This window comes from Sphingomonas sp. SORGH_AS_0950 (assembly GCF_030818415.1).
Classification (GTDB): domain Bacteria; phylum Pseudomonadota; class Alphaproteobacteria; order Sphingomonadales; family Sphingomonadaceae; genus Sphingomonas.
This window is the reverse complement of sequence record NZ_JAUTAE010000001.1, coordinates 964,459-988,011: the sequence shown is the minus strand read 5'-3', so window position 1 is coordinate 988,011 and position 23,553 is coordinate 964,459. Positions and strand designations below refer to the sequence as shown.

At 68.5% G+C, this 23,553-nt stretch carries 23 protein-coding genes; 10 read left to right on the top strand and 13 right to left on the bottom strand.

The window, feature by feature from the left end; translation table 11 throughout:
• Nucleotides 1–48: 48 nt before the first annotated feature.
• From QE385_RS04105 to QE385_RS04075, 7 genes are read right to left on the bottom strand one after another with little or no spacing between them, the layout of a single operon-like run.
• Nucleotides 49–267 (bottom strand): hypothetical protein, encoded by a 219-nt coding sequence (locus tag QE385_RS04105; RefSeq protein WP_307099352.1) that lies wholly within the window; start codon nucleotides 265–267, stop codon nucleotides 49–51.
• Between the two features lie 39 nt (nucleotides 268–306).
• Nucleotides 307–1,560 carry an N-succinylarginine dihydrolase gene (locus tag QE385_RS04100; RefSeq protein WP_307099350.1) on the bottom strand — a complete coding sequence of 418 codons (1,254 nt, stop codon included), beginning with the start codon at nucleotides 1,558–1,560 and terminating at the stop codon, nucleotides 307–309.
• Between the two features lie 5 nt (nucleotides 1,561–1,565).
• Nucleotides 1,566–2,585, bottom strand: a complete 1,020-nt coding sequence (locus tag QE385_RS04095) for an arginine N-succinyltransferase (protein ID WP_307099348.1) — start codon at nucleotides 2,583–2,585, stop codon at nucleotides 1,566–1,568.
• The gene (locus QE385_RS04090; RefSeq protein ID WP_307099346.1) at nucleotides 2,582–3,784 is read right to left on the bottom strand and encodes a hydrolase; all 1,203 of its coding nucleotides are present in this window, start codon (nucleotides 3,782–3,784) and stop codon (nucleotides 2,582–2,584) included. The genes QE385_RS04095 and QE385_RS04090 overlap by 4 nt, the downstream gene beginning before the upstream one ends.
• Nucleotides 3,785–3,832: 48 nt before the next feature.
• Complete coding sequence (locus tag QE385_RS04085; protein WP_307099344.1) at nucleotides 3,833–4,744, bottom strand: YdiY family protein; 912 nt, start codon at nucleotides 4,742–4,744, stop codon at nucleotides 3,833–3,835.
• Nucleotides 4,745–4,754: 10 nt separating this feature from the next.
• Nucleotides 4,755–5,270 carry an RNA pyrophosphohydrolase gene (locus QE385_RS04080; protein ID WP_307099342.1) on the bottom strand — a complete coding sequence of 172 codons (516 nt, stop codon included), beginning with the start codon at nucleotides 5,268–5,270 and terminating at the stop codon, nucleotides 4,755–4,757.
• Nucleotides 5,267–6,247: an alpha/beta hydrolase gene (locus tag QE385_RS04075; protein ID WP_307099339.1), complete on the bottom strand. Its 981-nt coding sequence runs from the start codon at nucleotides 6,245–6,247 to the stop codon at nucleotides 5,267–5,269. The genes QE385_RS04080 and QE385_RS04075 overlap by 4 nt, the downstream gene beginning before the upstream one ends.
• A 19-nt stretch (nucleotides 6,248–6,266) precedes the next feature.
• Here QE385_RS04075 and QE385_RS04070 point away from each other — a divergent pair, with 19 nt between their 5' ends.
• The gene (locus tag QE385_RS04070) at nucleotides 6,267–7,214 is read left to right on the top strand and encodes a histone deacetylase (RefSeq protein ID WP_307099337.1); all 948 of its coding nucleotides are present in this window, start codon (nucleotides 6,267–6,269) and stop codon (nucleotides 7,212–7,214) included.
• On the top strand, nucleotides 7,211–8,578 hold the full coding sequence (locus QE385_RS04065; protein WP_307099335.1) for a deoxyribodipyrimidine photo-lyase: 1,368 nt from the start codon (nucleotides 7,211–7,213) through the stop codon (nucleotides 8,576–8,578). The genes QE385_RS04070 and QE385_RS04065 overlap by 4 nt, the downstream gene beginning before the upstream one ends.
• A 121-nt stretch (nucleotides 8,579–8,699) precedes the next feature.
• On the opposite strand, the gene QE385_RS04060 is transcribed toward QE385_RS04065, so the two are convergent.
• Genes QE385_RS04060 through QE385_RS04050 form a run of 3 tightly spaced genes read right to left on the bottom strand, consistent with a single transcriptional unit; the run spans nucleotide 8,700 to nucleotide 10,479 of the window.
• Nucleotides 8,700–8,840, bottom strand: coding sequence for a DUF2256 domain-containing protein (locus QE385_RS04060; protein ID WP_307099333.1), 141 nt, complete (start codon nucleotides 8,838–8,840; stop codon nucleotides 8,700–8,702).
• Nucleotides 8,840–9,940: a 3-dehydroquinate synthase gene (aroB, locus tag QE385_RS04055; protein WP_307099331.1), complete on the bottom strand. Its 1,101-nt coding sequence runs from the start codon at nucleotides 9,938–9,940 to the stop codon at nucleotides 8,840–8,842. Before aroB ends, QE385_RS04060 begins: the two co-directional genes overlap by 1 nt.
• Nucleotides 9,937–10,479, bottom strand: coding sequence for a shikimate kinase (locus QE385_RS04050; protein ID WP_307099329.1), 543 nt, complete (start codon nucleotides 10,477–10,479; stop codon nucleotides 9,937–9,939). Before QE385_RS04050 ends, aroB begins: the two co-directional genes overlap by 4 nt.
• A gap of 81 nt (nucleotides 10,480–10,560) precedes the next feature.
• Between QE385_RS04050 and QE385_RS04045 the strand changes: the two genes are divergently transcribed.
• From QE385_RS04045 to QE385_RS04030, 4 genes are read left to right on the top strand one after another with little or no spacing between them, the layout of a single operon-like run.
• Nucleotides 10,561–10,695, top strand: coding sequence for a hypothetical protein (locus QE385_RS04045; RefSeq protein ID WP_307099327.1), 135 nt, complete (start codon nucleotides 10,561–10,563; stop codon nucleotides 10,693–10,695).
• A gap of 46 nt (nucleotides 10,696–10,741) precedes the next feature.
• The gene (locus tag QE385_RS04040; RefSeq protein ID WP_307099325.1) at nucleotides 10,742–12,544 is read left to right on the top strand and encodes a hypothetical protein; all 1,803 of its coding nucleotides are present in this window, start codon (nucleotides 10,742–10,744) and stop codon (nucleotides 12,542–12,544) included.
• Complete coding sequence (locus tag QE385_RS04035; protein ID WP_307099323.1) at nucleotides 12,541–13,455, top strand: tyrosine-type recombinase/integrase; 915 nt, start codon at nucleotides 12,541–12,543, stop codon at nucleotides 13,453–13,455. The genes QE385_RS04040 and QE385_RS04035 overlap by 4 nt, the downstream gene beginning before the upstream one ends.
• Before the next feature lie 11 nt (nucleotides 13,456–13,466).
• Entirely contained in the window at nucleotides 13,467–14,417 is a 951-nt protein-coding gene (locus QE385_RS04030) for an acetyl-CoA carboxylase carboxyltransferase subunit alpha (protein WP_307099320.1), read from the top strand.
• 124 nt (nucleotides 14,418–14,541) lie between these two features.
• Here QE385_RS04030 and QE385_RS04025 read toward each other — a convergent pair whose 3' ends face one another.
• Together QE385_RS04025 and QE385_RS04020 are read right to left on the bottom strand one after the other, a co-directional pair.
• Nucleotides 14,542–14,721: a Flp family type IVb pilin gene (locus QE385_RS04025; protein ID WP_307099319.1), complete on the bottom strand. Its 180-nt coding sequence runs from the start codon at nucleotides 14,719–14,721 to the stop codon at nucleotides 14,542–14,544.
• 131 nt (nucleotides 14,722–14,852) lie between these two features.
• A complete protein-coding gene (locus QE385_RS04020) occupies nucleotides 14,853–15,044 on the bottom strand; it encodes a Flp family type IVb pilin (RefSeq protein WP_307099317.1) in 192 nt (63 codons plus the stop codon).
• Between the two features lie 32 nt (nucleotides 15,045–15,076).
• On the opposite strand from QE385_RS04020, the gene QE385_RS04015 reads away from it, so the two are divergent.
• Nucleotides 15,077–15,541 carry a (deoxy)nucleoside triphosphate pyrophosphohydrolase gene (locus QE385_RS04015; protein WP_307099315.1) on the top strand — a complete coding sequence of 155 codons (465 nt, stop codon included), beginning with the start codon at nucleotides 15,077–15,079 and terminating at the stop codon, nucleotides 15,539–15,541.
• On the opposite strand, the gene QE385_RS04010 is transcribed toward QE385_RS04015, so the two are convergent.
• Entirely contained in the window at nucleotides 15,487–18,228 is a 2,742-nt protein-coding gene (locus tag QE385_RS04010; protein ID WP_307099313.1) for a DUF5695 domain-containing protein, read from the bottom strand. The two genes, QE385_RS04015 and QE385_RS04010, sit on opposite strands and share 55 nt — an antisense overlap.
• 101 nt (nucleotides 18,229–18,329) lie before the next feature.
• Between QE385_RS04010 and QE385_RS04005 the strand changes: the two genes are divergently transcribed.
• From QE385_RS04005 to QE385_RS03995, 3 genes are read left to right on the top strand one after another with little or no spacing between them, the layout of a single operon-like run.
• Nucleotides 18,330–20,705, top strand: a complete 2,376-nt coding sequence (locus QE385_RS04005; protein ID WP_307099311.1) for a glycoside hydrolase family 127 protein — start codon at nucleotides 18,330–18,332, stop codon at nucleotides 20,703–20,705.
• 11 nt (nucleotides 20,706–20,716) lie between these two features.
• A complete protein-coding gene (locus QE385_RS04000; protein ID WP_307104539.1) occupies nucleotides 20,717–21,712 on the top strand; it encodes an Ldh family oxidoreductase in 996 nt (331 codons plus the stop codon).
• An 18-nt stretch (nucleotides 21,713–21,730) separates the two neighbouring features.
• Nucleotides 21,731–23,527: a DUF885 family protein gene (locus QE385_RS03995; RefSeq protein WP_307099309.1), complete on the top strand. Its 1,797-nt coding sequence runs from the start codon at nucleotides 21,731–21,733 to the stop codon at nucleotides 23,525–23,527.
• Nucleotides 23,528–23,553 lie beyond the last annotated feature (26 nt).

Sequence of the window (23,553 nt, the reverse complement as noted above, 5' to 3'; positions counted from 1 at the left end):
GGATTGTCAGATAATGTCGCCAGCGAACCGCGCGACCAACTTATCCTGTCAATCGCGATAGTCCCGCTCCAGCGAGTCGAGAATCCGCGCACCCGCCATGAACACCGCAATGGGGCAGGCGGCGAACAGGATCTTGCCAGGAAGTCCCGGATAAGCGGTCAGATAATGCATCCCGCGCTCGACCGCGCCCAGGCCGAGCCCATAGATGACGAGAAACGCCTCGAACTTCGTCTTGATGGTGAACAGGGCGACCAGGCGGGACCACATGCGGCGCTTTACACCACCGCTCAGGCCCCGCGCCAAGCCTCAACCGGCGGCCAATATGAGACAGTCGAGCGATTCCAGCAGTGCGCGCCGGGCTCCCTCGACCTGTGCGACCAGGCGGGGATCGGCGATCCCGGTCGGATCGATCGCCTCGGGCCAATGCGCCTCGACGACGGCGGCGATCCGGTCGAGCGCGGCATGATCCACCAGGAAGCGCGGGTCGATGGTGGCCGGGTCGGCGACGACGCGCAGCCGCAGACAGGCGGGGCCGCCGCCATTGGCCATCGATTCGCGGACGTTCACCACCTCCAGCCGCCGGATCGGGCCATTGCCCGCGACATGCTCCTGAAGCCAGGACCAGACGGCGACATTGTCGCGCGCCTCCTGCGGCAGGATCAGCGTGGGCTGGCCGTCCGGCGGCGTGACGAGCTGCGCGTTGAACAGATAGGAGGTGATGGCATCCTCCAGGCTGACCCGCGCGGCGGGCACCTCGACGATCTCGACATCGGGCATCAAGGTGCGCAGGTCGGCGTGGAGGCTCTCCCGATCGGCAAAGGCCTGTTCATGCGCGAACAGCACGCGCTCATTGGCGACCGCGACGACATCGTTGTGGAAGGCGCCCGCCGCGATGGCGGCATCCGACTGGCGCGCGAACAGCACCCGGTCGGGCGACAGGCGATGCGCGCGTGCCACGGCCTCGCACGCCTGACGGTGCTGGCGTGCCGGGAAGGGGCCGCCGCTCTCGCCATAGACGAAGATCTCGACACCGGGATGATCGTGGCCGCTGCACAGCCGCATATGGTTGGCCGCGCCCTCGTCGCCGAACGGGGCGGGGACCGGCGAATGGACCACGAAGGCGGGATCGGCGAAGATCAGCTTGAGCTGTGCCAGCGTCGCGGGCCATTCGTGGCTGCGATGCGGCATGGTCAGCAGGTTGGCGACGGTCAGGTGGCATCGTCCGTCGCGCGTGTCGGGCGCGGGCGAGACGGTTGCCGCATTGGCCGCCCACATCGCCGAGGCGGACAGCGCCTGCGCCTTCAGGACGGGCGAAGCGGCGTCATAGTCGGTGGCCAACCGCCCGAGCCAGCCATGATCGGGCCGGGGATGCGGCAGGAGGATGCCCTGCACCAGTCCCAGGTCGAGATTCGCGCGCATCTTGGCGATCCCCTGAAGCGCGGCGGCGCGGGGGTGTGAGGTCTTGCCCGCATTGCGGGTCGCGGCGAGATTGCCATGGCTGAGCCCCGCATAATTGTGGCTCGGCCCGATGATGCCGTCGAAGTTGATCTCTCTCAGCATGACGCTCACCGATCGATATGCAGGACGGTGTCGCCGACCGCCAGGTCGAGCGTGTTGGCGGCCTGTTCGGACAGGATGATCCCGCCGTCCCCGTCGCGGACCTCCGCCAGCGCGCAGCGGAAATCGGTCAGCCGTCCCGCCGCCACCAGCGCCTCGCGCCCCGGATGCGCGTCGATCGCGACCACCCGGCTCTCGCGCGCGTCGCGGATGGTGCGCACTTGGTCGGTCCGCGCGGTCATGGTCGGGCCGCCGTCGAAGATGTCGATATAATGTTCGAAGGCGAAGCCCTCATTCTCCAGCATCCGCATCGCGGCGCGGCCCGAGGGGTGGGGCAGGCCGATCGCGGCGCGCGCGGTGTCGGTCAGCATCGCGGTATAGATGGGATGCTTGGGCATCAGGTCGGCGATGAACTGGTGGCCGTGGATCGCGTTGAACTGGTCGGCCTCCTGGAAATTCATCCCGAAGAAGCGCCCCGCCAGCCCGTCCCAGAAGGGCGATCCCCCCGCTTCGTCGATCACTCCGCGCAGTTCGGCCAGCACCCGGTCGGCGAAGCGCGCCCGGTTGGCGCGCATGAACAGGTAGCGACTGCGCGCGAGCAGCAGGCCCAGCCCGCCCGCGCGCTCGCCGGGATGCAGGAACAGCCCGCCGACCTCGCTCGCGCCCTCCAGATCCGTGGTCAGCGACAGCATCTCGGCGCGGAAGGTGCGCTCCAACTCGCGGCTATGCTGGGTCAGCGTGCCGATGCGATAGCTGTAGAAGGGATGCTTCTGCCCGACATGGGTGAAGATCTGGCAGGTACCGCGCACCTCGCCGGTCGCGCGGTCCTCCAGCATCAGGACGAACAGCTCGTCCTTGACCTTGCCGTCGCCGTCATCCGCAAAGGCCTCATGGCTGCGCGCGAGCTTCGCGGTCAGCGCACGGCGGTCGGGGGGCAGGTTGGTGAAGCCGCCGCCGGTCAGCTTGGCCATTTCATACAAATGGCGAAGGTCGCTATCGACCGCGGGGCGGATGCAGAAGCTGCTCATGCGGCACCGATGATGCGCAGGATGGTCAGCGCCGACAAGCCCGCGCGTTCGGCCAGGCTGTCGATCAGCATATATTCCTCTGCCGAGTGGATCGCGCCGCCGCGCACGCCCATGGTGTCGACCACCGGCACCCCGGCCGCGGCGATGTTGTTGCCGTCGCACACCCCGCCCGTGTCGCGCCAGCCGATGGTCAGGCCCAGATCGCCGCCCGCCGCGCGCACCGTCTCGAACAGCCGGGCCGCACCGTCGTCAATGGGTTTGGGCGGACGGTTGAAGCTGCCATGCACCGCCACGCCCACGTCATGCTCGGCGGCGATCCGCTCGGCAATGGCCTGCATCGCGGGGCCGGTCCGCTCGATCGCGGCGAGCGCGCGGGGGCGGAAATTGACGTGGAGCATGGCGAGGTCGGGGACGACATTGTTCGGCCCGCCGCCATCGATCCGCGCCGGATTGACGGTGATGTCGTCCGAGCCCAACTGCGCCAGTTCCAGCGTGATCCGTGCGGCGGCGACGATGGCGTTGCGCCCTTCCTCGGGATTACGGCCCGCATGGGCGCTGCGCCCGCGCACGACGATGGTGAAGTTGCCGGTGCCGCCGCGCGCCCCCGCCAGCGTCCCGTCGGGCAGCGCGGGTTCATAGGTCAGCGCGGCGACCTTGCCCGCCGCGACCCGCGCGATCAGCGCCGCCGACGATGCGGAGCCGGTCTCTTCGTCGGAGTTGATGAGGACGTCATAGCCGAACCGTTCGGCCAGCGGGCTCGCCTCCACCGCCTGGAGCGCGGCGAGCAGGACCGCCAGCCCGCCCTTCATGTCGGCGACGCCGGGCCCGCCGATGCGGTTGGCGTCGAGCCGCGTCACCACCTGAAAGGGGTGATCGGCCGGATAGACGGTGTCCATATGACCGGTGAACAGCATCTGCACCGGTGCGTGGCGACGGACCGAGAGATGCAGGTGGCGGCCATGGTCGAGGGGGGCGAGCCGCCCGTCCGCGCCGACCCGCTCGACCCGGTCGGGATCGACCAGGGTCAGCGTGCCGGGCAGGGTGCCGAATCGCTCCGCCAGCCGATCGGCCATGATCGCCAGTCCGGGCAGGTTGCGCGTGCCGCTGTTGATCGCGGCCCATTGCTCGACCAGCGGCAGCATCGGATAGGCGGCGGCGGATGCCACGGCGTCGCGTTCGATGGGTGTCAGTCTCTCCATCGCGCGAGACTATGCCATGCCATGGGGGCAGGTGAACCCCCCGCCGCGTCAGAAGCTGTACACCACCGAGGCGCGAGTGATCGTGTCGGTCGTCTGGCGGCCCGCCGGCGGCTGGCTTTCATACTGGACATTATACGAAATCTGCGCGGAGAGCGGCCCGAACACCTTGGCGTTGAGCGCCGAATTGGTGCCGATCGTGCTGTTGAACTTCTGGAGATAGGCCGAGGCGCTCTGGGTCAGCGACATGGCCGGGGTCAGTTTCCAGACGAAGTTCAGATTGCCGCGCGCCGCCAGCGCGCTTTCGATCCGACCGTCGGTGAACTCGGTATGCCGGAACGCCGGGCCCAGTTCGACGTCCAGCGTCATGCGGGGTTTCCGGATCGCGCTGTAACCCGCACCCGCCGAAGCCGAGAAGCGGTTGAAATAGCCGAGGAAACGGTCGCCTTCATATTGCGCCGCGCCGTAAACGTAATTGTTGGCGCTGAGTTTGTAATTGGGTTCGTAGGACGCGACATAATGTTCGCGGCTGGTGACGTTGAAGCTCTCCTGATAATCGCCCTGGACGTGCAGCTTGTGCCGCCATTGCAGCCCCTCGCGCGTCAGGTCGAGTACGCCGGTCAGCCCCAGATTCTGGCTGTTGCCCGTCGTCGCGAAGCCGCCCAGTTCGACGCGGCCATGCCACAGGTCGAAAAAGGTCGCCTCGCGCAGCGTCCGGCTGCGGCTGGCGGTCTTTTCGTCGCGCCACACATCGGCCATCGCATCGATCGCGTCGGCGGCCTCGGGCACGGCGTTGCGGGCATATTTGACGACCGTGGTGATCTCGGTCTCGTTCCCGCTGGCGATCGCGGCCTCCAGCATGGCACGGATCGGCGGCGGGATCAGCGCGGGGTCGGGATCGTTCGGCTCGGCATTGGCCAGCAGGCCGAGCGCCATGGGGATCAGCAACAGCCGGGTCTTCATGGTTCGTGCCTTACGCCTTTGGCGGTTCCGCGGAAACGGCGCGGGCCCCGTGCCCTGCGGTGAAATGCGCCGCGAAGACGACCAGCAGTTCCTCGTACAGCGCCTTCTTGAACGGCACGATCATCGCGGGCAGCGTCTCCGGCTCGGCCCAGCGCCAGGCGCGGAATTCGGGATGCTCGGTGTCGATGCGGATGTCGCTATCCTCGCCCAGAAAGCGATAGAGGAACCAGATCTGCCGCTGGCCGCGCCACTTGCCCTTCCACACCTTGCCGATCATGTCCTCGGGCAGGTCATAGGTCAGCTCGCGGGGGGCCCTGGCGATCAATTCGACCTTGTCGGCGGTGACGCCGGTTTCCTCGAACAACTCGCGAAGTCCCGCCGCATCGGCATCCTCGCCCGGATCGATCCCGCCCTGCGGCAGCTGCCACGCCTCCAGCGTCGAATCGATCCGCTGGCCGACAAAGACCCGGCCATCGCGGTTCATCAGGATGACGCCCGCGCAGGGGCGATAGGGAAGGTCGGTCATGGCTGTTGTCCCATTTCGCTATGCCCCATCGCCTCGGCGATCAGTGCGCGCAACGCAAGCAGAAATCCGGTCAGGTCGGCAACGCCGGAGGGGATCGCCTTGCGGAGCGTCGCAAAGCCGTGGATCGTGCCCCGCGCCTCGCGGAAGGTGACCGGCACGCCCGCGCGCGCCAGTGCGGCGGCATAGGCGCGGCCCTGATCGCGGATCGGATCGCACTCGGCGGTGACGATGACGGCGGGCGGCATGGCGGTCAGGTCGCCGCGCATCGGGGCGGCGCGGACATCGCCCAGATCGGCGGCATAGCAGGCGACGAACCAGTCCAGCATCGCGCGCGTCAGGAAATGCCCCTCGGCGAAATCGCGCAAGGACGGATGCGCGCGGCCCATGTCGGTCGCGGGGTAGAGCAGCCCCTGCGCGATCACCGGCACGGCGGCGGGCCGGTCGCGCAGCGCCATGGCGGTGACGGTGGCGAGCGTCCCGCCCGCGCTGTCGCCGGTGACGATCAACCCGGTCGTACCCGGCTGTCCCGCCAGCCAGCGCGCGGCGGCCTCGCAATCCTCGGGCGCGGCGGGCCAGGGATGTTCGGGGGCGAGGCGGTAATCGACCGACACGACCGGCAGGTCGAGCCGCCGCGCCATCGCGGCCGCCAGCGAGGCATGGGTATAAATGTCGCCGATGACGAAGCCGCCGCCATGGCAGAACAGCACGACCGGGCCGGGCGCGCGCTCCTCGCGCGGATCGAACCGCCGCGCCGGGATCGGACCTGCCGGTCCGTCTATCGTGAAGGCGCGATCGGTGCCGAGCGGCCCGACCGGCGGATCGGTCAGGTCGCGCGCCGCGCGCATCATCTGTCGCGCCCCCTCGGGTCCCAGTTCATGCTGCGGCGGGCCGGGCAGGCGGTTGTAATAGCCGAGGAAGCGGGCGACATCGGCGCGCAGTTCGGGCAACGGGGCCGGGGCCCTCCTATCGCGGGTCATGGCTTCCTAACTAGGGCGCATGATCCATGTCGTCCATCACCCGTCCTATGTGACGGAGGCCCCGGCCCGCTCCACCTATCGCTGGGGCAAGAATGGCGCGATCCGCGACCTGCTGCGCGCGAAGGGGGATGATGTCGCCTGGACCGAGCCGCTGCCGATGCCGCGCCGCTGGCTGGAGGCGGTGCATGATCCCGACTATGTCGCCGAGGTGCTGGAGGCGCGAGTGCCGCCGGACAAGACGCGGCGGATCGGCTTTCCCGTGACCGAACAAGTCGCCTACCGCGCGCAGGCGGTGCCGGGGGGCAGCTGGACGGCGGCGATGCTGGCACTGGAGCACGGTTTTGCCGCCAATACCGCCGGGGGCAGCCATCATGCGCTGGCGACGATGGGGGCGGGCTATTGCGTGTTCAACGACCTCGCCATCGCGGCGGTGCGTCTGGTCGAGGAGGGGACGGTGGAGCGCGTCGCCATCATCGACTGCGACGTGCATCAGGGCGACGGCACGGCGGCGCTGACCGCCGGGCGGCCCGATATCGTCACCTATTCGATCCATGCCGAAAAGAACTTCCCCGCGCGCAAGGCACGCTCGACGCTGGATGTCGGATTGCCCGATGGGGTGGACGATGACGGCTATCTGGCCGAGCTGGAGGCGACGCTGCGCCCGTTCCTCGCCGAGCATCGGCCCGACATCATCTTGTACCAGGCAGGCGTCGATCCCTTTGTCGACGACCGGCTGGGACGCTTGTCGCTCAGCCAGGCGGGGCTGGTCGCGCGCGAAAACCTGATCGCCGACCTGGCGCTGGCGCATGCGCTGCCGCTCGCCAGCACGGTGGGCGGCGGTTATGGCGACGATGTGATGGCCATTGCCGAGCGGCACGTCACCGCGCTCATGACGCTGGGCCAGAGATTGGCGCGGCGACCGGAACGCGGGGAACCGGAACGGGATCGAAACGTAACGGCTGCATGACATCCCCGCATATCGTCTGGTTTCGCCAGGACCTCCGCCTTCACGATCAGCCCGCGCTTCTGGAGGCGGCGCAGGCGGGGCCGGTCATCCCGGTCTATATCCTGGACGACGAGACGCCCGGCGACTGGCGGATCGGCGGCGCGCAGCGCTGGTGGCTGCACCACAGCCTCACCTCGCTGGGCGGGGATCTGGAGGCGCTGGGCAGTCGTCTGATCCTGCGGCGCGGGTCGGCGGTCGCGGCGATCCGCGCGCTGGTCGAGGAGACGGGCGCCGCGCAGGTCCATGCCATCCGCCATTACGAACCCTGGTGGCGCGCGGCGGAGGACGAACTGAGCGACGTGCTGACCCTGCATGACGGCAATCACCTGGCCCGCCCCGAATGCGTGACGACGGGCGGGGGCAAGCCGTTCCGCATCTATTCGGCCTTTTGGAAGGGCTTGCAGGGCCATATGCCGCCCGCCCATCCGCTCGACGCGCCCGACCGGCTGGATGCGCCGGAGGCATGGCCCAAGGGCGAGGCGCTGGCCGAGTGGAAGCTGCTGCCGACCAGGCCCGACTGGTCGACCGGCTTCGGCGAGGACTGGGAACCGGGCGAGGCGGCCGCGCGCGAGCGGATGGCGGATTTCGGGGCCAAGGCCTCGGCCTATGACACCGCGCGCAACATGCCGTCCGAGGAGGGAAGCTCGCGCCTGTCGCCGCATCTGCATTTCGGCGAAGTGTCGCCGCGCGCGGTCTGGCACTCGCTCGACCGGCATGGCGATACCGAAACGTTCCGCAAGGAACTGGCGTGGCGCGACTTCACCGATGGCGTGGTGATGGCGCTGCCCGATTATGCCGATCGCAACGGGCGCGAGGCGTTCGATCGCCTGCCCTGGCGCACGGGCAAGGCGGCGGAGGCCGACCTCAAGGCGTGGCAGACCGGCAGGACCGGCTATCCCATCGTCGATGCCGGGATGCGCCAGCTCTGGACGACCGGATGGATGCACAACCGGGTGCGGATGATCGCCGCCTCCTTTCTGATCAAGCATCTGCTGATCGACTGGCGCGAAGGCGAACGCTGGTTCTGGGACTGTCTGGTCGATGCCGATTACGGTAATAATTCTGTGAACTGGCAATGGGTGGCGGGGACCGGGATCGACGCCAATATGTTCGGCCGGATCATGGCGCCGCTCAGCCAGTCGGAGAAGTTCGATGCGGGGGATTATATCCGGGAATGGGTGCCGGAGTTGCGCGACCTGTCCGATGCGGTGATCCATGATCCCGAAGAGGCGGGACGGCGACCCAAGGGCTATCCGGCCAAGATCATCGGGCATCGTGAGGGGCGCGAGCGGGCGCTGGCGGCGGGGAAGGCTGTGCGGGTATAGGGTGGGCGTGGCCTTCGACTTCGCTCAGGCTGAACGGGGTTTGGGGTGGCTGGGTCGGACGGGGTCGGGCTCTTTCCAACCACCGTTCAGCCTGAGCGAAGTCGAAGGCCACGCGAAAACCTCACCGCTTCTTGCGGCAAGCATCCGAGCAATAGACCACATTCTCCCAGTCCCGCGCCCATTTCTTGCGCCAGGTGAAGGGGCGTCCGCAGGCCGGGCAGGTCTTGGTCGGCAGATCCTGCTTGCGGACGCCATTGGGCATCAGCGCGCTTCCGTGTCCAGGAACGCCGCCACGTCGGCCAAGTCGACCGTCTTGTCGAGATAGGTCTGGCCGATCCCGCGCGCCAGCAGGAAGGGCAGGGTGCCCGCCGCCATCTTCTTGTCGTGCTTCATATGCTCGACCAACGTCGCGGACGGCGCATCGATCCCGGCGGCGGCGAGACCGTCGGGCAGGCCGACCGCGCGCAGGTGCGCGGCGACCCGCTCGGCATCCTGCCCTTCGCAAATCCCCTTGCGCACCGAATAGCGGAAGGCGAGCGCGCAACCCGCCGCGACGCCCTCGCCATGGAGCAGCCGGTCGGAAAACCCGGCCTCCGCCTCCAACGCATGGCCGAAAGTGTGGCCGAGATTGAGCAGCGCGCGGATACCGTTCGTTTCATGCTCGTCCGCCGCCACGATCCGCGCCTTGGCCGCGACCGAATGCGCGATGGCATGGACCCGCGCTTCCGCATCGCCCGCCAGCAGCGCGGGAGCATTGGCTTCGCACCATTCGAAAAAGGCGAAATCGTCGATCAGGCCATATTTGACGACCTCGGCATAACCGGCGCGCACCTGGCGCGCGGGCAGCGAGTCGAGCACGGCCGGGTCGATCAGCACCATCGCGGGCTGGTGGAATGCGCCGATCAGGTTCTTGCCCGCCGAGGTGTTGATCGCGGTCTTGCCGCCGACCGACGAGTCGACCTGCGCCAGCAGCGTCGTCGGGATCTGGACGAAGCGGCAGCCGCGCTTGATGATCGAACAGGCGAAACCGACCAGATCGCCGATCACCCCGCCGCCCAGCGCGATGACATGATCCGACCGCTCCACCCCCAGTTCGAGCAGCCGGTCGCAGACCCGCTCCAGCATCGCCCAGCTCTTGGTCTTCTCCCCCGGCGGCAGGATGATCGCCTCGCTGGCGACACCCGCATCGGCCAGCGATGCCTGGAGCATCACCAGGTGCGGGCGGACATTCTCGTCGGTGACGATCGCCATGGCGCGGCCGCGCGACAGCGGCGCCAGTATCTCGCCCGCGCGCGCCAGCAGCCCGGCCTCGATATGGATGGGATAGCTGCGGTCGCCCAGCGACACGGTGACGGTCTTCATCGTCCGATGGCTTTCAATATGGCGTTGACGGTGGCCTCGTGCGGGCCGCGCTTGCTGGAGACGTGGATGGGGGCGAGCGCATAGATCGGATTGCGGACCGCCGAGAGCTCGCGCAGCACCTTCAGCGGGTCCTTGCCGCGCAGCAGCGGGCGGGTGTCGCGCCGCCTTACCCGCTCGGCAAGCACCTCGGGGCTGGCGTTCAGCCAGATGGCGGTGGCCTGTTCCAGGATCAGCGCGCGTGTCTCGTCATTGATGAACGCGCCGCCGCCGGTCGCGATCACCTTGGGACGGCCATCGACCAGCCGCGCGATCACGCGCCGCTCGCCGTCGCGGAAATAGGGTTCGCCGAATTGTTCGAAGATTTCGGTCACGCTCATGCCGGCGGCTTGTTCGATCGCGTGGTCGGCATCGACGAAGGGCACGCGCAACCGATTCGCCAGACGGCGGCCCACGGTCGACTTGCCCACGCCCATCAGGCCGACGAGCACGATCGGCGAACCGGTCCAGCTTGCATCAACGGGGTTGTGGCTTTGCAACATTGCACTCTGCGCTATACAGCGGGCGCGCGCCCGGCAACACCGACCGGGCTTTCACGGGTCCATTATAAGGTTTTGCGTTTCATGTCCCGTATGGTCGTATCGCTTATCGTCCTGCTCGTCGTCATTGTCGGGGGGCTGTTCCTGCTCTCGGGCCGGGCGACCGAACGGCCCGTGACGCAGGTCGAAAAGGCGGTCTCGCTTGGCAACCTGCAATAAGCGTCGTCGCGCCCTCCGCCATGTGCCGAGGGCCGTCGCGCTTCTGATGGCCGGCGCGGCCGCGCTGGCCGCCGCGCAGGATCGTCCCGAATCGCTGCTCCCGCCGGGGTTCGGCCAGCCGAGCGCGCCGGGCGCCCCCCGGCCGACGCCGCGTGGCACCGCGACGCCCCGCGCCACGCCGCGTCCGGTCGCGAGCGGTACGCCCGTCGCGGTGCCGTCGCCCGCGCCGACTCCGGCCCAGGCCGACCCGGTCGGCGCGCTGATCGAATCGCTGTCGACCCCGGTTCCGACGCCCACGCCGTCCCCTTCGCCGACCCCGGCGATGGATGCGCGGACGCTGGCCGAATATGAGCTGCCCGCTTCGTCACGCCGGTCGCTGGCGCTGGTCGGGCCCGCCGGGCCGCGCGAGGGCGCGATGGGGCCGGAAATGTTCGCCGGGGCCGATGGCCGCGTCGCCGAGGCGCTGATGCGGCGCCTGTCCGCCCCGCTGCCGTCGCGCTGGATGTCGATCCTGCTCCGCCGGACGCTGGCCGCGCAGCTGACGACCCCGAATGGCGTGAACGGCGCGGATTTCGCCGCCGAGCGTGCCTGGCTGCTGCTGCGCATGGGCGAGGCGCAGGTCGCGCGCGCGGTCGTCCAGTCGGTCGATACGGGCAATTATACGCCCAAACTCTATCAGGTCGCGATCAACGCGCTGCTGGCGTCCAGCGATCCGGCCGGGCTCTGTCCGCTGGCGGATCGCGGTGCGGCGGTGACCGGGCTGGTCGGATACCGCGTCGCGCAGGGCATGTGCGCCGCGCTGGCGGGCGATGCCGCGCGTGGCAGCGCTATCGTCCGGCAGGTCCGGCGACAGCGCGCCGCCGACGATTTCGACCTGAAGCTGGCCGAAAAGCTGATCGGGTCGGGCGGCAATGGTCGCCGGGCGGTGACGATCGAGTGGAGCGGCGCGGACCGGCTGACGACCTGGCGCTTCGGCCTGTCGACCGCGACCGGCGTGTCGATCCCCGAAGACTATCTGTCCTATGTCGGCCCGCAGGTGCGCGGCTGGCTGGCGACATCGCCTGCCGTCCCAGCGACCGAGCGCGCGAGCGTGGTCGATCAGGCGGCGGCGATGGGGGTGCTCTCCAACGTCGCGCTGGTCGATTTCTATGCGGCGCTGGCCGACAACGACCAGGCTAGCCGCGCCCAGGGTGCGATCGCCGACGATCTGCGCAATGCCTATGCCGCCGGGGATGCGGGGGCGCGGTTGAGCGCGATCCGTTCGCTCTGGGGGGACGGCGCGCGCACGCCCTATGGCCGGTTGATCCTGACCGCACGGGCGGCGGCTCGGTTGCCGGTGGTGGACGATGGCGAGGAGGCGGACCGGCTGGTCGCCTCGATGCTGTCTGCCGGACTGGATCGCAGCGCGGCGCGCTGGCACGGCGCGGTCAAGCAGGGCGGCGATGGCTGGGCGATGATCGAGCTGACCGATCCCGAGCAGCAGGGGCAGGTCCCGTACGACCGCATCACCGGCTATGCGGGCACGGGCGGCGACACGCGGTTGAAGCAGCGGCTGTTCTTCGCGGGGATGGCCGGGCTCGGCCGCCTGTCCGCCGCCGATATGGAGCGCGGGGCCGAAGCCTTCGACGTCCGCATCGGTCAGCGCAATCCCTGGACCGAGGCGCTGGAACAGGCGGTGGCCGACGGGCAGACCGGCATGGTCGTCCTGCTCTGCGCGATCGGCATGCAGACCGGCAGCTGGAGCGGCGTGCCGCCCCAGGCGCTGTACCGCATGGTCGAGGCGCTGCGCAGCGTCGGGCTGGACGGCGAGGCGCGGATGATCGCGGCGGAGGCGATCGCGCGGGCATGAGCGCCTCCGACCCCGTTCTGACCGACCGGGCGCTGATCGACCGTTTCCTGGAGATGATGGCGGCGGAGGCGGGGGCGGCGGGCAACACCGTTGCGGCTTATCGCTCCGATCTGCGGCTGGCGGGCGAGGCGATCGGCGGGCTGGCCGAGGCGGATGAGGCGGCGCTGCGGCGGCTGGCGGATGGCTGGTGCGATCTGGCCAACGCCACCGTGGCGCGCAAGGCGGCGGCGCTGCGCCGTTTCTATGCCTTTCTGTACGAAGAGGGGATGCGCGGGGACGACCCTTCCTCGGTGCTGCCGCGCCCGGGCCAGCGGCGCGCGCTTCCCAAGATCCTGAGCCATGCCGATATCGACCGGCTGTTCGCGGCGATCGGCGAGCGCGTGACGGCGGCGCATCCGGCCCCCGCCGACCTGCGGCTCGCGGCCTTGATCGAGCTGCTCTATGGCTCCGGCCTGCGGGCGAGTGAGCTGGTCGCGCTGCCCCGCAACGCCATCCATCCCGACCGGCCGTTCCTGATCCTGCGCGGCAAGGGCGGGGTCGAGCGGATGGTGCCGATCTCCGACCGCGCGCGCGCGGCGGTGGCGGCGTGGCGCGCGCATGTCCCGGCGGACAAGCCCTGGCTGTTCCCCGGCGGCAAGAAGCACCTCTCGCGCATCCGCCTCTATCAACTGGTCAAGGCGCTGGCGGCTGAGGCGGGCATCCCGCCCGACCGGGTGAGCCCGCATGTCCTGCGCCATGCCTTCGCCACCCATTTGCTGGGCGGGGGCGCCGATCTGCGCGCGGTGCAGGCGATGCTGGGCCATGCCGACATCGCGACGACCGAAATCTACACCCATGTCGAGGCGGGTCGGCTGGTCGAACTGGTCAACACCCGCCACCCGCTCGTTGATTTTCGGGACAAGCGCCCTTAGGCGGTAGCGCCATGTCAACGAGCTTCCTCGATTTCGAGAAACCCATTGCCGAGCTTCAGAGCCGGATCGACGAACTGCGCGACACGACCGCCGAAGGGACGGTCGATATCGGCGCGGAGATCGCCAAGCTTCAGGCCAAGTCGGACAAGCTGCTGCGCGATACCTTCGCCAGGCTGACCCCGTGGCAGAAGACCCAGGTCGCCCGGCATCCGCAGCGTCCGCATTTCAAACATTATGTCGGCGGGCTGTTCGACGAGTTCGTACCGCTGGCGGGCGACCGCGCCTTTGGCGACGACCAGGCGATCATGGGCGGCTTCGCGCAGTTCCGGGGCCGGCGCGTGATGGTGCTGGGCCATGAAAAGGGCGAGGATACCGCCAGCCGCCTGCGCCACAATTTCGGCATGGGCAAGCCGGAGGGCTATCGCAAGGCGATTCGCCTGGTCGAGCTGGCCGATCGCTTCGGCCTGCCGATCGTGACGCTGGTCGACACCTCGGGCGCCTTCCCCGGCATCCAGGCCGAGGAGCGCGGCCAGGCGGAAGCCATCGCTCGTTCGACCGAGGCCTGTCTGGCGGCGGGCGTGCCGGTCGTCTCGGCGATCGTCGGCGAGGGCGGCTCGGGCGGTGCGGTGGCGCTGGCGGCGGGCAACCGGGTGCTGATGTTCGAGCATGCCGTCTATTCGGTGATCAGCCCGGAGGGCTGCGCCTCGATCCTGTGGCGCACCGCCGACAAGGCATCCGAGGCCGCCGAGGCGATGCGTGTGACCGCGCAGGACCTGAAGGGCTTTGGCGTGATCGACACGATCGTGGCCGAGCCGGTCGGCGGCGCGCACCGCGATCCGGCGGGGGCGATCGCCAATCTGGGCGATGCGGTCGAGAAGGCGCTGGGCGAGCTGGGCGGCCTGGGCCGCGACGAGCTGAAGCGCGGTCGTGCGGCCAAGTTCCTGGCGATGGGGCGGCTGTAACCGGCGTCGGTCGCCTGGACGGCCGGGTCTGAAACGAAAAGGGTCGGCGACCGCATTAGGCAGTCGCCGACCCTTTTTCTCGTATCCGGCAAGCGGCGCTGGCGCCGGTTGCCGGGTCCGTTCATCAATTGGCGCTGGACGAATTGTTGAGGCGGGTCGAGACGTTGGTGAAGGTGTTCTTCAGGCTGTTGCCGAGCGTCTGCATCGCACCGATCGCCGCGACCGCGATCAGGGCAGCGATCAGGCCATATTCGATCGCCGTCGCGCCCTTGCTGTCCTTCATCATCTTGCGGATCGTCTTCATTCCGGGCTCCATTCCTTTGAATGCCGTGTTGACCAGTCACAGTCTGAGCCGGAGGGCCGGATCAGCTGGTTATTCATAGGCTTGTATTCATTGAAGAAAGTTTAATTCGCGGGTTTCCGGCCGAGCGCGGATCAGGTCGCGTCGGTCAGGGTCGTGCTGATCCGGTCGAACACGGCCTGGAGGTCCACGCCGATCTGCGACAGGGCCGCGACGATGGCCAGCATGACACAGGCTATGATCAACGCATATTCGACGGCGGTTGCGCCACGATGGTCCGTCGCGATTTCGCGTGCCAGGGTGAGGATCGGGCCAAGCGCTTTCATCGATTCTATGGCGTAACGAGGAAAGGTTAATAATGTCTGTCGAACCCATGGCCCGCCCGCTCTTTCCGGTCGTCGCCGCGGCGCTGGTCGACGGCGAAGGGCGCGTGCTGTTGCAGCAGCGTCCGGCGGGCAAGACGCTGGCCGGATTGTGGGAATTTCCGGGCGGCAAGTTGGAGCCGGGCGAAAGCGCCGAAGAGGCGCTGGTCCGTGAACTCCATGAGGAACTGGCGATCACCGTCGATCTCGCCGCACTGGAGCCCGCGGGCTTCGCGACCGAGATATTGCCCGACCGGCATCTCCTGCTGCTGCTCTATGTGATCCGGCGCTGGTCGGGCGAGCCCGTCGCGCTGGAGGCGGACGGGCTGGTGTGGCGCATGCCGGAGGCGATGGACGCGTTGCCCATGCCCCCGGCGGACGGCCCGCTGGTGCGTCAGTTGCGCGCTTATCTGGGCGAGAGGACGACCTCGGTCGGCCCGGCGGCCAACGGCACCGAATAGCCGCCGCGCTCCATCACCCCCCGATCGGGCGTATAGGCGCGGCCGCCGGTCGTCGTGGTCTCGACGAACAGCCGGGCCTGTGGCGTGTCGGCCCTGGCGGGATCGAGGATCAGCCGCACCGTGCCGGTGGCGGGGGTGTAGCGCACCTCGGCGATCTTGCCCGCCTCCAGCGTCAGCCAGAGCCCGGCGGGCGCGACGAACAACCGGCTGCGCGCGCCGTCTTTCGGCACGACGCGGATCGTCCCGTCCGCCTCTGACAGATTGCCGCCATAGGACAGCCAGCCCAGCCGGGGATCGTTCACCACATAGGTGGCGGCGGCATAGGCATGGCCGAAAAAGCCCATGCCATAATCCCCGCTATACGGATCCCACTCCATCCGGTCGGGCCAGCTGTGGAAGGCGGCGGAGGAGGATCCGTCCTGGCCGATATTGGTGATCCCGCCCATCAACCCGCCATAGGCGACGCGCAGCAGATGCAGGTCGGCCGGGTTGCGCCGGAACGAATCGAACAGCGGGATGGCGTTCAGCGTCGATCCGTAATGATGGATCTGCCGCTCCAGCCGGGGATATTTGCCGCCATAGAGGAAATCCCAATAGCGCCGGGCATTGCCGTTATAGCCCCAGCTGGGGATGGACGGGTCATAGCCCAATATGACCTCGCGCGTGACGTCGGCCTGCGGGCCATAGCCGAAATAGCGCATCCAGGCATAGACCTCGGCCTGGCCGGTCGAGTCCCACGCCATCTCGCTGCCAAAGGGATAGCGCAGCGTCCGCCAATGGTCCGCGCGACCCTTCATCAGCGCCTCCACCTCGGCGGCCTGGGCGGTCCAGCCCTCGCGCTTCAGATCGGTCAGGATGTCGACGAAGACGTCCCCTTCCATCAGGCCGTATTGCGCATAATGCGGCGCGTCGCGCATCATCGCGGTGATGGTGCGATAGGCATGGTCGAGATACCAGCGCCAGTCATGCACACGCGTCATCCCCGGATGGTTGCGCGCGATCCGGTAGAGCGCCCAATGCCCCGCCGCGACATGCGGGTAATTATAGGCGCGACCCAGATCGTCCGCCTGATCCTTCTTCCACGAGGTCCAGCTCTGCCAGTCCTTGGCGGGTTGATAGAGCGAGGGGAAGGCGGCCGGGTCGTAATAGAACAGGCTCTTCTTCACGCCGCCCGCATGCGGGCCGTCGGCGACCTGGAGGCGGCCGACCACCGTCTTGTCGACCAGCTCCTCGATCCGGGCGAGCTCGGTCGCGTCGGGATTGTCGAGCTGCTTCATGACGGCGGCGACCCAGCTGCCCGCGCCGCCCTCGTCGCTCATCCCCGAAATCCACACGCGCGGATCGGCGGTGACGATGCGATCCGCCTCGCGGTCATAGGTCAGGATGGCGGGCGACCGGCCGAAGGGATCGTCCTTGCCTTCGAACCATTGCCGCGTCGTCGCGAAGTGGCCGAGATCGGCCATGGTCCGCTCGAGCGGCTTGGTGACGAAATAGGGAATGGTCTGCACCTGGCCGTCGGCATAGGTCAGCGACAGCCGCGCACGGCCCCATTGCCGCCCGCGCACCGACAGCTTCTCCCAGCCGGGCTTGCCCGCCGCCCGCGTCACCTCCAGCGCGCCCGCCGGATAGCTCTCGATCCCGGTGATGGGCGAGGGGGCCCGGACGAACAGCGATGCGTCGAGGTCGCTCGGCACGACATAGCCCGGCACGCCGACGACGACCGGCCGCTTCTGCGCGATCAGGGTCGGCTCGATCCCCCGGATGCTGGGCGCGGCGACGAAGCGAAGGCCGATCCGGCGGCTCTCGCCGGGGGCGAGGCGGATGCTGGTCGGCGCGTTCCACGGCGCGCCCGCCTTGGTCCAGTCGGTCTGTGCATAGGCGGCGCTGGCGACCGTCCAGTCGTAAAAGCCTTCCGACGTCTGGGCGCGTGGGCTCGCCTCGGCGATCACCGCCTTGCCGCCGGTCTCGCGGACCGTGGGGATCGGGACATAGGCCTCCAGCGGCGTCGCGGCCTGGGGCAGGACCAGCAGCGCGGGGCCCGCGCCGTTCAGCCGCGTCACCTGCACATAGCCCGCGTCGCGCCCGATATAGGGATCGGCGAAGCTCGCCTGGGTATGCGCCTGTTCGAGCGTGCGGTCGGAGATGATGTTGTCGAACACCATCGGCAGGCCCAGTCCGCCAATCTCCACCGTCTGGCCGCTGGTGTTGGTCAGCGTGAAGGCCAGCCCCGGCGTGCCCGCCGCGTTCGTCCATTCGCGCACGATGCGCAGCGGCAGTCCGGGACCCATCGTCGCGGTCATGTCCGCCGCCGCCAGCACGTCGCCCTTCGCGGGCAGGGCGCGGACCGGCACGCGCTGCTTCGAGGAGGAAAAATCCTGCCACGGCCCGGTGCCGGTACGGACCCGCAGGTGCAGGTCGCCCAGATGGTTGTACCCATTGCCGCTCCGCTCCCGCGACCGACCGACCGGCAGGAAGTCGAAAGCGGGATCGGCGAGCGGCGACAGACTGCGCGCGGTCTGGCTGGCCGGATCGAGTCGCAGGCGAAAGGCGCCGACGCGCATCGCCGGGGCGGAGGGTGCGGCCGCCTTGGGCCCGGTCGCGCGGGGCACGGCCTTCTGGGCCGGAACCGCCGCGACGGACAGCAGGGCCAGTGTCACGGGGAACAGGCGGAACGGAGAACGACGCATCGAGAACCCTTTCATCGGGTGTCGCTTCGCCGGTTATGGCAACGCGATTGACCCTCTGTCCAACGAACGCTAACGGTATACGGTATTTTGTGGAGAGCAAGATGGTACGGGCAAGCAGGCGCGAATGGATGCGGGGAGCGGCCACCGCCGCCTTGATCGGTGCGGCGCCCCGCGCGATCGCGGCACCGGCTTCGCGACTTCCCGCCAAGGCCGAACCCCTGCCGCTGAACGCCGTTCGCCTGCGCCCGTCCATCTATGCGACCGCGGTCGAGACCAACCGGCGCTATCTCTATCGGCTCGATCCCGACCGGCTGCTCCACAATTTCCGCCTCTATGCCGGTCTGAAGCCCAAGGCGGAGATCTATGGCGGCTGGGAAAGCGATACGATCGCGGGCCATACGCTGGGCCATTACATGTCGGCGCTGGTGCTGACCTGGCAGCAGACCGGCGATACCGAGATGCGGCGGCGCGCCGACTATATCGTCGCCGAACTGGCCGAGGCCCAGGCCAAGCGCGGCAACGGCTATGTCGGCGGGCTGGGGCGCAAGCGCCCCGACGGCACGATCGTCGATGGCGAGGAGATCTTCCCCGAGATCATGGCGGGCAAGATCAAGTCGGGCGGGTTCGACCTCAACGGGTCCTGGTCGCCGCTCTACACGGTTCACAAGCTGTTCGCGGGGCTGCTCGACATCCATGGCGGCTGGGGCAATGCGCAGGCGCTGTCGGTCGCGGTCGGGCTGGGCGGCTATTTCGCCCGCGTCTTCGCCGCGCTGGACGATGCGCGGATGCAGGAAGTGCTGGGCTGCGAATATGGCGGGCTGAACGAGAGCTTCGCCGAACTCTATCAGCGGACCGGCGACCGCCAGTGGCTGGCGCTGGCCGAGCGCATCTATGACCGCAAGGTGCTCGACCCGCTGGTGGCGGGGAAGGACCAGCTCGCCAATTTCCACGCCAATACGCAGGTGCCCAAGCTGATCGGCCTGGCGCGAATCCATGAGATCACCGGCAATCCCGCACCGGCGGCGGGCGCGCGCTTCTTCTGGGACACGGTGACGCAGCATCACAGCTATGTCATCGGCGGCAATGCGGACCGTGAGTATTTCTCGGAGCCCGACACGATCGCGCGGCACATCACCGAGCAGACGTGCGAGCATTGCAACACCTACAACATGCTCAAGCTGACCCGGCACCTCTATGGCTGGCAGCCCCAGGCGGCGCTGTTCGACTTCTATGAACGCGCGCATCTGAACCATGTCATGGCGGCGCAGAATCCGGAGAATGGCGGCTTCACCTATATGACGCCGCTGATGACCGGCATGGCGCGTGAATTCTCGACGCCCAAGGACGACGCCTTCTGGTGCTGCGTCGGTTCGGGGATGGAGTCGCATGCCAAGCATGGCGAGTCGATCTTCTGGCAGGGCGGGGACGCGCTGCTCGTGAACCTCTATATCCCGGCCGAGGCGCGGTGGGAGCGGCGCGGGGCGACCGTCACGCTCGACACCGCCTATCCGATGGAGGGGCAGGCGACGTTGCGCTTCACCCGTCTCGATCGCGCCGGACGCTTTCCGGTGGCGCTGCGGGTGCCCGGCTGGACTCAGGGCCAGGCGGTGGTGGAGGTCAACGGTCAGCCGGTCGAGCCGGTGTTCGACCGCGGCTATGCGGTGGTCGAGCGGCGGTGGAAGGCGGGCGACAGCGTCGCCATCCGCCTGCCGCTGGAATTGCGGGTCGAACCGACGCCGGGCGACGACAGCGTGGTCGCGGTGGTGCGCGGGCCGATGGTGATGGCCGCCGATCTGGGGTCGGTCGAGACGCCGTGGAACTCGCCCGACCCCGCCATGGTCGGCGCGCATCCGCTGGCCGCCTTCACCCCGGCCGAGGGCGCACCGGCGCGCTATGCGACGCGCGGCGTGTTTCGCCCGGCGGATCTCAGCTTCGTCCCCTTCTTCAGCCAATATGATCGCCGCAGCGCGGTCTATTTCAAGCGCTTCACCGAAGCGGGATGGAAGGCGGAGGAGGCAGCCTTCCTCGCCGACCAGGAACGCGCCCGCGACATCGCCGCGCGCTCGGTCGACGTGATGCATCTGGGCGAGATGCAACCCGAGCGCGATCATGGACTTACCTCGGAGATTTCCTATCCCGTCTCCTATCGCGGGCGGCAGGGTCGCGATGCGCGGTCGGGGGGCTATATCGAGTTCAGCATGGCGGTGCGTCCCGGCCCGCTGGTGCTTCAGGCGACCTATTGGGGCGACGAGCGCAAGCGCGACTTCGACATTCTGGTCGACAATGTGAAGGTCGCCACCCAGCATCTGGAAAGCGACAAGCCGGGTCAGTTCTTCGACGTCGAATATCCGCTTCCGCTAGGGGTGACGGCGGGCAAGAAGAGCGTGCGCATCCGCATCGTCCCGCATGATCGCAGCACGGCGGGGCCGATCTTCGGCATGCGCCTGTTCACCGCGAGGAAGGGCGTGACCGCGTGACCGGCATCCGCATGACGCTGGCGGAGTTGCGGTCGCTCGCGCGGGCCAAGCTGCTGGGCGCGGGGCTCGCCCCCGCCCATGCCGAGGCGGTGGCCGAGACGATGGTCGCGGGCGAGCGCGACGGATGCGCGTCGCATGGCATTTATCGCCTGCTGGTCGCCGTCTCCAGCATCAACAAGGGCGTGGTGGTGCCCGATGCCGAACCCGTCCTGTCGCATCCCGCGCATGCGCTGGTCCGCGTCGATGGCGGCGGCGGCTTTGCCCAGCTGGCGTTCCAGACCGGCAAGCCCGCGCTGATCGAAAAGGCGCGCAGGAACGGTATCGCCGCGCTGGCGCTCAACAATGTCGTGCATTTCGCCGCGCTCTGGCCCGAGGTCGAGGAACTGGCCGAGGCGGGTCTGGTCGCGCTGGCCTTCACCCCCAGCCATGCCTGGGTCGCGCCGTCGGGCGGGGCCGAGCCGGTGTTCGGGACCAATCCGATCGCGTTCGGCTGGCCGCGCCCCGATGGCCCGCCCTTCGTCTTCGACTTCGCCACCAGCATGGTCGCGCGCGGCGAGATCGAGCTTCACCGCCGCGCGGGCAAGGCGGTGCCCGACGACTGGGGCGTCGATGCGGAGGGACGTCCCACCACCGATCCCGCCGCGATCCTGTCGGGCGCGATGCGGACCTTTGGCGGGCATAAGGGATCGGCGCTGGCGGCGATGGTCGAACTGCTCGCCGGGCCGCTGATCGGCGACATGACCAGCCGCGAGTCGATCGACATCGATGCCGGACGCGGCGGATCGCCGCTGGGCGGCGAACTGATCATCGCGATCGATCCCAAGGGGTTTTTGGGCGATCTTCTGCCCGAACATCAGGCGCGGGCGGAGGCGATGTTCGCCGCGATCACGGGGCAGGGCGCGCGCCTGCCCTCGGCCCGGCGCTATGCGGCGCGGGCGGTGTCGCTGGCGGAGGGCGTGGTGATCCCCGCCGATCTGCACCGCGACGTCACGGCACTGAATGGTTGAAGCAGGAAGGGTATGAGCATGACGAACCGGATCGCACCGCTTCTGGCGGGAATGGCCCTTCTCTGCGTACCGGGGGCCGCGGAGGCGAAGGCGCCGACGGCGCAGCCGCGTGGCAAAGCGGCGACGGCGACTCGTGCGGCGGACGCCCGCTTCCGTGCCCTGTCCGAGGCGGAGTATAAATGGCGGGTCAGCCAGAACGCCGCCGACGAGGATAGCGGCAGCGCCGGATCGCGCCAGTTGCCCGATGTCGGCCCGGTAGCGCAGGCGGCACGGCTCGCGCGGTGGGAGGCAACCGCCAAGGCGCTGGACGGCATCGATATCAATGCCTTGTCGCCGGATGTTCGCACCGATTACATGGTCTATCGCGGCCAGATCGATGCCCTGCTCGCCGCCCAGCGCTTTCGGGAATATGAGAGGCCGCTGAACGCCGATACCAGCTTCTGGGGCAATCTCGCCAGCTGGGCGCGGGGCAGCTTCACCAAGGAAAGCCAGTATCGCGATTATATCGCGATGCTCCATCAGATGCCGCGCTATTACGACCAGCAGATCGGCAATATGCGCGCCGGACTGGCGCGGGGCTTCACCCCGCCGCGCGTCACGCTGAAGGGGCGCGATATCGGTGTCGCGCAGGTGGTCGATGCCGGCTTGGGCGAGGACCAGCCCTTCTACGCGCCGTTCCGCACCATGCCCGCCACCATGGCGCCCGCCACCGTCGCGGCGCTGCGGGCCGAGGCGAAGGCGGCGATCCGCGACGACGTCCTGCCCGCGCATGTCAAGCTGCTCGCCTTCCTGCGCAACGACTATATGCCGGGCGGGCAGGCCAGCACGGCCGCCTATGACCTGCCCGACGGCAAGGCCTATTACCGGTCGAAGATCCGCGAATATGTGACCGCCGACATGACCCCCGAACAGATCCATGCCATCGGCCTGTCGGAGATCAAGCGCATCCGCGCGCGGATGGACGATGTGATGCGCGAGGTGAAGTTCAGGGGCGATTTCCCCGCCTTCCTGACCTTCCTGCGCACCGACCCGCAATTCTATGCCAAGACGCCGCAGGAACTGCTCGACCGCGCGGCCTGGTTCGCCAAGAGCTTCGACGGCATCGCCGCCGACTGGTTCGGCCGCCTGCCGCGCAGCCGGTTCGCGATCAAGCCGGTGCCCGCCGATCTCGCACCCTTCTATACCGCCGGGCGCGGCGGTCCGGGTATCTATCTGGTCAACACCTATGACCTGCCGTCGCGTTCGCTCTATGCGCTGCCCGCGCTGACGCTGCACGAAAGCGCGCCCGGCCATGCCTTCCAGATGCCGCTGGCCGCCGAGAACAAGGATCTGCCCGCTTTCCGCCGCGATAGCTATCTGTCGGCCTATGGCGAGGGCTGGGCGCTCTATTGCGAGGCGCTGGGCGAGGATATGGGCTTCTACAAGACGCCCTATGATCGGTTCGGCATGCTGTCCTATCAGGCCTGGCGCGCCGCGCGGCTGGTGGTCGATACCGGCATCCATGCCATGGGATGGAGCCGCGAACAGGCCCAGGCCTATCTCCACGACAATACCGCGCTGTCGGATCACGAGATCGAGACCGAGGTCGACCGCTACATCGCATGGCCGGGCCAGGCGCTGTCCTATTATATGGGGCAGCTCGCCTTCCAGAAGGCGCGCGCCAAGGCGGAGAAGGCGCTGGGGCCGAAGTTCAACATCCGCGCCTGGCACGATGCGATGCTGCAACTGGGCTATGTCCCCTTGCCCGTCATCGCGCAGCGCACCAATCAGTTCATCGCGGAGGGCGGCAAGGGCCCCTATCCCGATGAGGAATGATCACGATTGACCTGCGACGATCGATT